Raw genomic sequence first — 12,573 nt, forward strand, 5'->3', positions numbered from 1 at the left:
CTGAAACCAATCGTTCAAAGCAGATCTCACTATTAGTCATTTAAAACAAATAATTATTCCAAAAAACAATTAACACTATAGAAACAAATGCTAGATTATTTAAATAATACAAATAAAACAACTAGATACATAGTAATAAGCCACACTTTCCACCATCAAGATAAGTGTGATAAATGTAAAGTAGTAAAATAAGAGGCTTATAAAATTAGAGACGATTTTAGGCTATTTAATATGAAGAAATCTGTCAAATATAGACCTTAGAGAGCAAATCTAGGGTTAGATTTCTCTTTTCATAAAAACACTTAGACCAAACCCATTAGTTTGTCGAATTATTGAGCAATCAATTTATATAAAATTAGATATAGATCTAATGATTTTATAGAGAAAATATATTTATAAAGACGTAATAATTAAAGACATGACAGCATGCTCATTTAATACGAAAGTACATTTTACCAGTACGATCACAGACAACTTTTCGAAATAGGTAAGTTCATAACCTTAAATAGCAGGTTAATGAATAACGGCGCGGCGGGGCTTCCTGCGGACTGGCGATCCAGCCCTCTGGTCTCAAATGATCTAAATTCCAGGCGTAAAAAAGCCCCGTCATTTCTGACGCGGACGGCTAGTTGAGGCTTCTTAAGTGATCGGTGAAGAGACATTCTTTGAACATCAGGCAAACCCCACTTGGGTTCCAATCTAGTGATCTACAGATGAAAAAAAGCTCATCATTTCTGATGAGCTTTCTTAAAGGTGCTCGGTGAAGAAGGATTTGATGCGACTGGGCTTCCAGCCCCCGAATACACCATTATCTTTTCTCCAGATAGAAAAAAAGCTCATCATTTCTGATGAGCTTTCTTAAGGTGGTCGGTGAAGAGGGATTCGAACCCCCGACCCTCTGGTCCCAAACCAGATGCGCTACCAAGCTGCGCTATTCACCGAGATGTTTCGTTTGATTTCTCAAACTGGAAACTTCAAAGAAGCTACCAAAATTAATGGGGTGGCTAACGAGATTCGAACTCGCGACCACCGGAATCACAATCCAGGGCTCTACCAACTGAGCTATAGCCACCACTAATTTTTTATATAACCGCTTAACAAGCGATTATTGAAATAGTGGTCGGTGAAGAGGGATTCGAACCCCCGACCCTCTGGTCCCAAACCAGATGCGCTACCAAGCTGCGCTATTCACCGACTAGTTTTGTATCGATTCTTGGGAAGAATGAATCAACACTGGAAGCCGAAGCTACCGATATTTTGTAAAGAAAAAATGGGGTGGCTAACGAGATTCGAACTCGCGACCACCGGAATCACAATCCAGGGCTCTACCAACTGAGCTATAGCCACCATTGTTTCTTTTTTGCCAATTCTCACTTACCGAAGTAAGAGACCGGATGGCGCGCCTGAAAGGATTCGAACCTTCGGCCTTTGGCTCCGGAGGCCAACGCTCTATCCAGCTGAGCTACAGGCGCATGCCCTGTCGGCGGAGTGGAATAATACGTATATCACCCAATGCCGTCTAGTACTTTTTTAACTTTTTTTTCTGTTTGGTCTCTTTTTCGACAGTTAATATGTGATAAACCCCTTATTTGAGTACTACAACCCGCTACAGCTTATAAGTTGTTGTTTATTGCAACAACTTATCGGGATATAATCACCCATTATTTACATTGGTTTAACAGTTGCTCTTTGCTGCTCAAATCAAAACACCCTTCCAACACTATAAATTGGTAAGCATGTACTTACCTTGGGAATGTAAAGTGAGTTTAATGGATATGTCTCGTCGAATTTTAAGCGTTGTCATCGCAGTTTTAACCTTTTCAACTGGTGCAATGGCTTCAGGCCTAAGCGAAGCAGAGCAAGATGCTATTGCTGAACGCATCAAACCAGTTGGCCAAGTATACCTAGTCGGCAGTGAGCCAGTAGCCGCGGAACCAACAGGCCCTCGTGATGGCGCAGCAGTTTACGGTACCTTTTGTATAGCTTGTCACGCATCTGGCGTAAGTGGCGCACCTAAAAAAGGCGATGCTGGTGATTGGGGTCCTCGTATTGCTCAAGGTCGCGATATTCTAGCGAATCACGCAATCAACGGCTTTAATGCAATGCCTGCGAAAGGTTCATGTATGGACTGTTCAGACGATGAAATCAAAGATGCTATCGAGCACATGATTGCCGGTCTGTAATTTACCGATCTGTAATTAAAAATACCAAATTCAAAAAAGGTGACCTCATGGTCACCTTTTTATTGGTTTTTATATAGTGCTATTAAAGTAGATCATTATTTCTTATTGAACATCGCTCGAATATTCGCAATGTGCGCCTGCCCTTTTTCCATTCTTTCTTCAGCGGATTGAGGCTTCTTAACGCTTTCCCACTCCACATCATCATGCGGCAGTTCATCAAGAAAGCGACTTTGTGTTGGCTTAATCAATTCACCATATTGACGGCGTTCACGACACTTAGTAAAGGTCAGCTCTTTTTGCGCTCGAGTAATCCCTACGTACATAAGACGACGCTCTTCTTCTACGTTGCCTTCATCAATACTGGTTTGGTGCGGTAAAATACCCTCTTCTGCCCCCATCAGGAATACATATGGAAACTCTAGGCCTTTCGATGCATGCAGTGTCATTAATTGAACCTGGTCTGCATCGTCATCATCTTCCCCACGCTCCATCATGTCACGCAGTGTTAAACGTTGCACTACCTCGCGTAGGGTTTTCTCTTCCTTGTCGTAGTTGTCACCTTCAAGATCAGCCACTATCCAACTGTAAAGATCAGAGACGTTCTTCATTCGCATTTCAGCCGCTTTCGGGCTCGCCGAAGTTTCGTACAACCAATCTTCATAGTTAATGTCACGAACCAAAGAACGTACGGCCTCAACCGTATTACCACGCTCTGCATTATCCGAGATACGAACAATCCAGTCACCGAAACGGCGCAAGTTTTCTAGACCACGCCCCGTCAGCGTTTGCTCTAAGCCCATCTCAAAGCTGGCTTCAAACAAGCTCTTACCACGCATATTGGCGTAGCTGCCGAGTTTCTCTAAAGTAACCGGACCAATCTCACGACGTGGCGTGTTCACAATACGTAAAAACGCATTGTCATCATCTGGGTTCACCAACACACGTAAGTAAGCCATGATGTCTTTAATCTCAGCTCTAGCAAAGAAAGACGTACCACCAGAGATCTTGTAAGGCACACGGTTTTGCATCAAGGCTTTTTCAATCAAGCGAGATTGGTGATTACCACGGTAAAGCACTGCGTAATCTTTGTAATCTGTGCGATTCAAAAACTTGTGGGCAATGATCTCACCAGTAATACGTTCGGCTTCGTGCTCTTCATTCTTGGCATTCAGTACCTTGAGCTTTTCACCGTCCGGGATCTCTGAGAACAGTGATTTTTCATAAACGTGTGGGTTATTAGCGATCAAGATGTTCGCCGCACGCAAAATTCGACTGGTTGAACGATAGTTTTGCTCTAGTTTGATTAAACGAAGGTTCGGGTAATCCTCACCTAGCAAAACCAAGTTTTGCGGCTTTGCGCCACGCCATGAGTAAATAGATTGGTCATCATCACCTACTACCGTCAGACGACCACGTTCTCCCACCAATAAACGAACCAACTCATATTGACTGGTGTTGGTATCTTGATACTCATCGACCAGTAAATAGCGAATGCGAGACTGCCAGCGTTCACGGACTTCTTGATTAGTTTTCAGTAACAATACCGGCATCGCAATCAGATCATCAAAATCGAGCGCGTTGTATGCCTTCATCTGTTTCTGATACATCTCAAAACAAAATGCAAAAAGCTGTTCTTGTTCGCCTTGAGCTCGTGCTTTGGCCTGATCAGGCGTCAGCATGTCATTCTTCCAATTCGAAATGGTGCTCATTAAAGCGCGTAGTAGATCTTTGTCACCATCGATCTGCCTTTCGGTTAACTCTTTAAGTAAAGCTAACTGGTCCTGATCATCAAACAGAGAAAAGCCAGCTTTTAAACCCAATGCTTTGTATTCGCGGCGAATAATCGTCAAACCCATAGTGTGAAAGGTCGAAACGATCAGACCTTTTGATTCATTTTTACCTAGAGTTTGTCCTACACGCTCTTTCATTTCGCGTGCCGCTTTATTGGTAAAGGTTACCGCTGCAATATTACGAGCTTTGTAGCCACACTCTTGAACCAAGTAAGCAATCTTATTGGTGATAACACGTGTTTTTCCTGAACCAGCGCCTGCTAATACTAAACAGGGGCCAGAAACATACTTCACGGCTTCATCTTGTCTTGGATTCAGTTTCATTTGATTCTCAATTTGGTCTAGAGGGGCGAATTAAATTGCGCGCCTATAATAATGCTGCAATAGCACGAATGCTACGTTCTCTTATACAAGATTTTTACGTCATTTGTGTAAAACTTTGTTGCATAGATGTATGGTTCTTAGGCTATAATGAATGAACGTTCATTCACTGGTGATGGAAAGATGACAACTCATGCACCTCAGGATAAACGCCAACAAATACTTTCTGCTGCTGAAAAGCTCATTGCAGAGGTCGGTTTTCAAGGCCTTTCGATGCAAAAATTAGCCAAAGAAGCAGGGGTAGCTGCAGGCACTATCTATCGCTACTTCGATGATAAAGATCACTTGATCGATGATGTTCGAGTGCTCGTGACTCAACGAGTAGCTGATGCTGTTCAAGAAGGGGTTAATGATTCGGATCCAATTAAGCAACGCTATCGTACTATGTGGTTGAACATATGGAACTTAGCGGGAACGAACTTAGCCGCGATAAAAAATCGGGTTCAGTATGACTCTCTACCTATTACAAATAGCCTAAACTTCAGGGAACTGGAACGTAAAATGTTTGCCCAAGTTGAACTGCTATTTAATGAAGGTAAAGAGCAGGGACTGTTTAAACCGCTTGATAATGAAGTATTAAGCGGCTTGAGCTTAGCGGCTAGTGTCTCTCTAGCGCGAAAGCATTCTTTAGGATTTTACCAACTCGACGAGGCAGCACTAGAAGCTGCAATAGAAGCCAGTTGGGACGCAATAATTAAACACTAGATCGGAGTTTTGACCATAATGAAAAAGTGGACTTTCTTCATGTTATTCATCGCTGTATTGCTTTTTGGCAGCGTTATTGGATTCAACATGTTCAAACAACAAAAAATTGCTGAGTATATGGCCAACCGCCCTGAACCCGAGTTTCCCGTAACGGTAACTGAAGTTCAGCCGATCGACTGGGTTCCCGTAATTGAAGCTATCGGCTTCATCGAACCAAATCAAGGTGTGACACTAGCGAACGAAACCAGCGGTGTTATTGACCAAATTTCTTTCGAATCGGGTACTGATGTTAAGAGTGGTCAGCAACTGGTACGTCTTGATTCTGACGTAGAGAAAGCCAACCTTAAGAGTTCTGAAGCTCGTTTGCCTGCTGCGAAAGCAAAATACAAGCGTTACCAAGGTCTATTCAAGAAAGGCTCTATTTCTAAAGAAGCGTACGATGAAGCAGAAGCAAACTACTTCTCTCTATCTGCTGATATTGAAAGCCTAAAAGCCTCGATCGAACGCCGTGAAATTCGCGCACCTTTTGATGGCAAGGTTGGTATTCGTAACGTATACCTAGGTCAATACCTACAATCGGGTACCGATATCGTTCGTTTAGAAGACACCAGTGTCATGCGCCTACGCTTCACGGTTTCTCAAACCGATATCTCTCGCATTAATGTTGGCCAGGCTATCGACATCTTTGTTGATGCTTACCCAGAAAAACCGTTTGAAGGCTCTATCAGTGCTATTGAACCTGCAGTAAGCATCCAAAGTGGTCTTATCCAAGTTCAAGCGGATATTCCAAACAATGATGGCAAGCTTCGCAGTGGCATGTTCGCTCGCGCTAACATCATTCTTCCTAAACTAGAGAACCAAGTAACCCTGCCGCAAACGGCGATTACTTTCACTCTATACGGTGACAATGTTTACATCCTAACGGAAGAAGACGGCGTTCAACGTGTTGCTCAACATGTTGTGAAAGTTGGTGAACGTACAGCAGATATCGCACATATCCTTGAAGGCGTTAAAGCTGGCGATACGGTTGTAACTTCTGGCCAAGTACGTCTGAGTAACGGTGCCAAAGTTAAGATCGTAGAAAGTGATTCAATCACTCCACCATCTGAAACACCTAAGCTGTAACTGGAGGCCCAATGCGCTTTACTGATGTTTTTATTAAACGTCCAGTTCTAGCGGTATCCATCAGCTTTTTGATTGCGTTGCTTGGCTTACAAGCAATCTTCAAAATGCAGGTGCGTGAATACCCTGAAATGACGAATACCGTCGTAACCGTAACTACGAGTTACTACGGTGCAAGTGCCGATCTTATCCAAGGCTTTATCACCCAGCCCCTCGAGCAGGCTGTGGCCCAAGCGGATAACATCGACTATATGACTTCTTCTTCTGTACTCGGTAGCTCGACGATTACCGTGAACATGAAGTTGAACACAGACCCGAATGCGGCGCTGTCTGACATACTGGCCAAGACTAACTCGGTACGTTCTCAGCTTCCTAAAGAAGCCGAAGATCCAACCGTAACTATGTCTACCGGTTCAACAACGGCGGTACTCTACATTGGTTTTACCAGTGATGAGTTGGTGTCGAGCCAAATTACCGACTATCTAGAGCGAGTAATCAACCCGCAACTATTTACGGTAAATGGCGTATCTAAAGTTGACCTATATGGTGGTATGAAATACGCACTACGCGTGTGGCTAGACCCAGCTAAAATGGCAGCAGTAAACCTTACCGCAACTGACGTAATGGCGGTATTGGATGCGAATAACTACCAATCGGCGACAGGTCAAGCAACAGGTGAGTTTGTTCTTTATAACGGCAGTGCCGACACGCAAGTTTCGAACACTGAAGAGCTAGAGAACTTAGTCGTTAGAAGTGGTGAAGGTGAGATTATTCGCCTGTCTGACATCGCTAAGGTTTCTCTAGAGAAAAGCCACGATATTTACCGTGCAAGTGCCAACGGCCAAGAAGCGGTAGTTGCAGCAATTAATGCAGCACCAAGTGCAAACCCAATCAACATTGCCGCTGATGTACTTGAACTTCTCCCTCAGTTAGAGAAGAACTTGCCAAGTAACATTTCCATGAACGTGATGTATGACTCGACAATTGCGATTAACGAATCGATTCAAGAGGTTATAAAAACCATCCTTGAAGCTGCATTAATCGTATTGATCGTAATTACTCTGTTCTTAGGTTCGTTCCGTGCTGTACTGATCCCTATCGTTACTATCCCACTATCTTTGATTGGTGTGGCAATGGTAATGCAGGCAATGGGCTTCTCTTGGAACCTGATGACACTACTGGCAATGGTGCTCGCCATCGGTCTGGTGGTAGATGATGCGATCGTGGTACTGGAAAACGTCGACCGACATATTAAGCTCGGGGAGTCACCTTTCCGTGCTGCGATCATCGGTACTCGTGAAATTGCGGTTCCTGTTATCGCAATGACCCTAACGCTAGGCGCAGTATACGCTCCAATCGCGATGATGGGTGGTATCACGGGCTCACTATTTAAAGAGTTTGCATTAACTCTAGCGGGTTCTGTTTTTGTATCAGGTATCGTGGCACTAACACTATCACCAATGATGTGTTCTAAAATGCTAAAAGCTCATGCTGAGCCAAGCAAGTTTGAACAGAAAGTACATAGCGTACTGGATGGCATGACGAACCGTTATGAGCGCATGCTTAGCGCGGTAATGAACCATCGCCCAGTATTCATTGGCTTTGCGGTGATCGTATTTGCAAGCTTACCAATGCTATTTAAGTTCATTCCAAGTGAGTTAGCACCTTCAGAAGATAAAGGTGTGATCATGTTGATGGGTACGGCGCCGTCGAACGCGAACTTAGACTTCATGCAAAATACCATGAACGACGTAAATAAGGTTCTGTCTGATCAGCCAGAAGTAGCTTACGCGCAGGTGTTCACAGGTGTTCCTAATGCAAACCAAGCGTTTGGTATTGCATCTATGGTGCCTTGGAGTGAGCGTGAAGCAAGTCAATCTGACGTAGCAACCCGCGTTGGTAGTTTGGTGAAAGATGTTCCTGGAATGGCAGTTACTGCATTCCAAATGCCAGAGCTACCAGGTGCAGGTTCAGGTCTTCCAATTCAGTTTGTTATCACAACGCCAAACAGTTTTGAGAGCCTGTTCCAAATCACCACTGATATCTTGACTGATGTAGCGACAAACCCGCTGTTCGTATACTCGGATCTCGATCTGAACTATGACTCAGCAACGATGAAAGTACACATCGACAAAGACAAAGCGGGCGCATACGGCGTGACCATGCAAGATATCGGTATCACGCTTGGTACCATGATGTCAGATGGCTACGTAAACCGTATCGACTTGAATGGTCGTTCTTACGAGGTTATCCCTCAAGTTGAACGTAAATTCCGTTTGAACCCAGAATCGATGAATAACTACTACGTACGTGCTGCGGACGGTAATGCTGTACCACTTGGCAGTTTGATTACGATTGATGTTGTGGCAGAGCCTCGTTCTCTTCCTCACTTCAACCAATTGAACTCAGCTACGATTGGTGCGGTACCTGCTCCAGGCGCTGCAATGGGTGATGCAATTGCGTGGTTTGAAGACACGGCGGCGAATAAGCTACCAAGTGGCTATAACCACGATTACATGGGTGAAGCACGTCAATACGTAACTGAAGGTAGCGCGCTTTACGCGACCTTTGGTTTAGCACTGGCTATCATCTTCTTGGTACTGGCGATTCAATTCGAATCTCTTAAAGATCCATTGGTTATCATGGTATCTGTGCCACTTGCGATCTGTGGTGCCCTAATCGCTCTGGCTTGGGGTGCGGCAACGATGAATATCTACTCACAAGTAGGTTTAATCACCTTGGTCGGCCTGATTACCAAGCACGGTATCTTGATCTGTGAAGTTGCAAAAGAGGAACAGTTGCATCATCACAAGACTCGTATTGAAGCAGTAATGGAAGCTGCGAAGGTTCGTCTTCGTCCGATTCTAATGACAACAGCTGCGATGATCGCCGGCCTAATCCCACTGATGTACGCAAGTGGTGCGGGTGCGGCTCAGCGCTTTAGTATTGGTATCGTAATCGTAGCTGGTCTGGCGATTGGTACTATCTTCACGCTATTTGTACTGCCAGTGATTTACAGCTACTTGGCTGAAAAACACAAACCTCTACCTGTATTTGTTGAAGACAAAGACCTAGAAAAGCTAGCTCGCGTCGATGAAGCAAAAGCAGCACACAGAGAATTAGCTGATAATAAGTAATCGCTAAGTCGTATTAACAATAAAAAGGCTACTTCGGTGGCCTTTTTTTATACGCCATAGGCGACATCTCAAGTGTGATTAAATAGAATAGTGGTAAATATTCAGGAGTTTTAATTGATATGTTTGATCCAAAAAAACTAGAGCAGATTGCTAAGCAGATTCACGATTCTATGCCTCAACCAGTAAAAGAGCTTGGTTCAGACGTAGATCAAAAAGTTCGCCAGGTTATCCAAGGCCAACTAAACAAGCTAGACGTTGTGAGCCGTGAAGAATTTGATGTTCAAACACAAGTACTGCTTCGCACTCGCCAGAAGCTAACTGAAATGGAACAAAAGCTAGCTGATTTAGAAGCAAAGCTTTCAGACAAATAATAGCTCGTTTCCATCAGTTCAAGTTCGAATAAAGGCTTACCTTCGGGTAAGCCTTTATTTTTCCTCGACCTATCAAAACTTTACAAGCAAATAGTTGCGGGCATAAAAAAGCCCCGAACAAATGTTCAGGGCTATCTTTATCCAGTTATGAGCAGAATATTAACCGCCTACAGCGATACGCTTCATGTCGCTCATGTAGCTACGTAGCTCTTCACCAATGTATTCTACAGGGTGGTTACGAATAGCTTCGTTTACTTCAATTAGCTTAGCGTTATCAACTTGGTTAGATGTTTCACCTAGACCACGGCCAATTACGTCTGTTGCAACTGAAGGCATGAACTTCTCACGTAGTAGCGGTGTTGCTACGTTAGCGAATAGGTAGTTACCGTACTCAGCAGTATCAGAAATTACAACGTTCATTTCGTAAAGACGCTTACGAGCAACCGTGTTTGCAATTAGTGGAAGCTCATGTAGAGATTCGTAGTAAGCAGACTCGTCGATGATGCCTGATGCCGTCATAGCTTCGAATGCTAGCTCAACACCGGCACGAACCATAGCAACCATTAGGATACCGTTGTCGAAATACTCTTGCTCTGAGATTTCTACGTCAGAAGCTGGGTAATTTTCGAATGCCGTTTCGCCTGTCTCTTCACGCCAGCCTAGTAGGTTCACGTCATCGTTCGCCCAGTCGGCCATCATTGTGCTAGAGAAGTGACCAGAGATGATGTCATCCATGTGCTTGTTGTAAAGCGGACGCATTAGGTCTTTAAGCTCTTCAGAAAGCTCAAACGCTTTAACTTTAGCTGGGTTAGATAGACGGTCCATCATGTGAGTTACGCCACCAAACTTCAGTGCTTCAGTGATCGTTTCCCAACCGTATTGTAGAAGTTTGCCTGCGTAGCCCGGTTCGATGCCATCAGCAATCATCTTCTCGTACGATACGATAGAACCTGCTTGTAGCATGCCACAAAGGATAGTTTGCTCGCCCATAAGGTCAGATTTAACTTCCGCTACGAAAGAAGACTCTAGGCAACCAGCACGGTGACCACCAGTACCTGCTGCCCAAGCTTTAGCGATATCCCAACCTTCGCCCTTAGGGTCGTTTTCTGGGTGAACAGCGATCAGTGTTGGAACACCAAAGCCACGCTTGTACTCTTCACGTACTTCAGAACCAGGACATTTAGGTGCAACCATTACAACCGTAAGATCATCACGTAGTTGCATGCCTTCTTCAACAACGTTAAAACCGTGAGAGTAACCAAGAGCAGCTCCTTGCTTCATTAGAGGCATTACTGTTTCAACAACGTTTGTGTGTTGCTTATCAGGAGTAAGGTTGATTACTAGGTCTGCTTGAGGGATTAGCGTTTCGTAGCTACCCACAACAAAGCCGTTTTCATCAGCATTTTTGAATGATTGACGCTTTTCATCTATTGCTGCTTGGCGTAGAGCGTAAGATACGTCTAGACCAGAATCACGCATGTTTAGACCTTGGTTTAGGCCTTGAGCACCACAACCAACAATTACGATTTTCTTACCTTCAAGATACTCAGCTTCTGTCGCGAATTCTTCACGATCCATAAAGCGGCAACGACCCAATTGGTCAAGTTGTTCACGAAGGTTTAATGTATTGAAATAGTTAGCCATTCTAGGGCACTCCTTTAAAAATAAGTCCGTAAGGTCGATATCTCTCTATCGAATGACTTCATACTAAAACAGACACTCCGTTGCTGAAAGTGATATATTCACAATTAGTTATTGCAATAAATGCAACATGGAAACGATCGCAGAACATGAACATAAAATCTCTACAATTATTTATACATTTATGTGATAGCAAGAGTTTCAGCAAAACCGCTGCTGCTATGCACGTCAGTCCTTCAGCGCTGAGTCGTCAGGTACAAAAACTAGAAGAGGAGACGGGGCAAGAATTGCTTATCAGAGATAACCGCAGCGTTGATCTCACCCCAGCAGGCAAACACCTATTACCTGTTGCATTGAGCATTGTTGGAGAGTGGCAGCAATATAACCTTCATCTAAAGGGTGGAGAGCAGGAACTTAAAGGAGAAATTCGTATATTTTGCTCAGTAACGGCTAGTTATAGTCATCTTCCTGAGCTAATAACTGAATTCAGGGCAATTCATCCCTATATTGAATTCAAGCTATCTACTGGTGACCCAGCCCAATCCATCGATAAAATATTGAATGATGAGGCGGATATCGCGATCTCAGCGAAGCCAGATATCCTGCCTTCAAGGTTAGAGTTCGAGACCATCAGCGATATTCCACTGTCAGTCATCATTCCATCTGGCGTGAGTAGCTTTAGCCAGCAACTGCAATCAGATAAGCCCAACTGGAATGAAGTACCCTTTATCATCCCGGAAGCAGGGACAGCCCGAGAACGTGCAAACGCATGGTTCAAAAAGATGAAGATAAAGCCGAACATTTATGCTCAAGTTTCAGGGCATGAAGCGATCGTCAGTATGGTTGCTCTTGGTTGTGGAGTGGGTATTGCACCAGATGTCGTCATCAACAACAGTCCTGTACGAGACAAAGTAGACCGCTTAAAGATAGAGCCAATCAAACCATTTGAGTTAGGTGTGTGTTGTAAGCGCTCTCAGCTAGATAACCCTCTAATAAGAGCATTCTGGCAAGTTGCAGAGGGCAAATATTTAACAGACTAGCAATAATAAGGTTCAAGTAAACAAAAAGAGAAGGGCACGTCAGTGCTCTTCTCTTTTTGTTTATATTACATATAAGAAAAAAGCCCGCTGATTTCTCAGCGGGCTTTTCAATGGTGGTGGAGGGATAGGGATTTGAACCCTAGAACCGCTATTAACGGTTGCCGGTTTTCAAGACCGGTGCTTTCGACCACTCAGCCATCCCT

Annotated in this window: 8 protein-coding genes and 5 tRNA genes; 6 read left to right on the forward strand and 7 right to left on the reverse strand. The window is 44.0% G+C overall.

The features are described 5' to 3' along the window. Positions 1-864 precede the first annotated feature (864 nt). From L8S15_RS15805 to L8S15_RS15825, 5 genes are all read right to left on the reverse strand, one after another. Positions 865-941: transfer RNA gene (locus tag L8S15_RS15805), tRNA-Pro, on the reverse strand. Between the two features lie 55 nt (positions 942-996). Continuing rightward, positions 997-1,072 (reverse strand) — tRNA-His (locus tag L8S15_RS15810). A gap of 45 nt (positions 1,073-1,117) precedes the next feature. Next, a tRNA-Pro gene (locus L8S15_RS15815) sits at positions 1,118-1,194 on the reverse strand. Positions 1,195-1,271: 77 nt separating this feature from the next. Then, positions 1,272-1,347 (reverse strand) — tRNA-His (locus L8S15_RS15820). 48 nt (positions 1,348-1,395) lie between these two features. After that, positions 1,396-1,472, reverse strand: a tRNA-Arg gene (locus L8S15_RS15825). A 297-nt stretch (positions 1,473-1,769) separates the two neighbouring features. Here L8S15_RS15825 and L8S15_RS15830 point away from each other — a divergent pair. Beyond that, positions 1,770-2,183 carry a cytochrome c5 family protein gene (locus tag L8S15_RS15830; protein ID WP_010433405.1) on the forward strand — a complete coding sequence of 138 codons (414 nt, stop codon included), beginning with the start codon at positions 1,770-1,772 and terminating at the stop codon, positions 2,181-2,183. Between the two features lie 95 nt (positions 2,184-2,278). Here the strand turns inward: L8S15_RS15830 and rep are convergent, their stop codons facing one another. Continuing rightward, positions 2,279-4,297: a DNA helicase Rep gene (gene rep / locus L8S15_RS15835; protein ID WP_016784111.1), complete on the reverse strand. Its 2,019-nt coding sequence runs from the start codon at positions 4,295-4,297 to the stop codon at positions 2,279-2,281. A gap of 180 nt (positions 4,298-4,477) precedes the next feature. Between rep and L8S15_RS15840 the strand changes: the two genes are divergently transcribed. From L8S15_RS15840 to L8S15_RS15855, 4 genes are all read left to right on the forward strand, one after another. Further along, complete coding sequence (locus L8S15_RS15840) at positions 4,478-5,059, forward strand: TetR/AcrR family transcriptional regulator (protein WP_010433399.1); 582 nt, start codon at positions 4,478-4,480, stop codon at positions 5,057-5,059. A gap of 18 nt (positions 5,060-5,077) precedes the next feature. Beyond that, the gene (locus L8S15_RS15845) at positions 5,078-6,184 is read left to right on the forward strand and encodes an efflux RND transporter periplasmic adaptor subunit (RefSeq protein WP_010433397.1); all 1,107 of its coding nucleotides are present in this window, start codon (positions 5,078-5,080) and stop codon (positions 6,182-6,184) included. 11 nt (positions 6,185-6,195) lie between these two features. Continuing rightward, positions 6,196-9,318, forward strand: a complete 3,123-nt coding sequence (locus tag L8S15_RS15850) for a multidrug efflux RND transporter permease subunit (RefSeq protein WP_010433396.1) — start codon at positions 6,196-6,198, stop codon at positions 9,316-9,318. A gap of 119 nt (positions 9,319-9,437) precedes the next feature. After that, positions 9,438-9,689: an accessory factor UbiK family protein gene (locus tag L8S15_RS15855; RefSeq protein WP_010433394.1), complete on the forward strand. Its 252-nt coding sequence runs from the start codon at positions 9,438-9,440 to the stop codon at positions 9,687-9,689. A gap of 159 nt (positions 9,690-9,848) precedes the next feature. Here L8S15_RS15855 and ilvC read toward each other — a convergent pair whose 3' ends face one another. Continuing rightward, complete coding sequence (gene ilvC / locus L8S15_RS15860) at positions 9,849-11,333, reverse strand: ketol-acid reductoisomerase (RefSeq protein WP_010433392.1); 1,485 nt, start codon at positions 11,331-11,333, stop codon at positions 9,849-9,851. Between the two features lie 146 nt (positions 11,334-11,479). Between ilvC and ilvY the strand changes: the two genes are divergently transcribed. Then, positions 11,480-12,370, forward strand: a complete 891-nt coding sequence (gene ilvY / locus L8S15_RS15865; RefSeq protein WP_010433390.1) for an HTH-type transcriptional activator IlvY — start codon at positions 11,480-11,482, stop codon at positions 12,368-12,370. Positions 12,371-12,573: the final 203 nt, after the last annotated feature.

Source organism: Vibrio sp. S/42/10, assembly GCF_029890535.1.
Taxonomy (GTDB): Bacteria; Pseudomonadota; Gammaproteobacteria; order Enterobacterales; family Vibrionaceae; genus Vibrio; species Vibrio cyclitrophicus.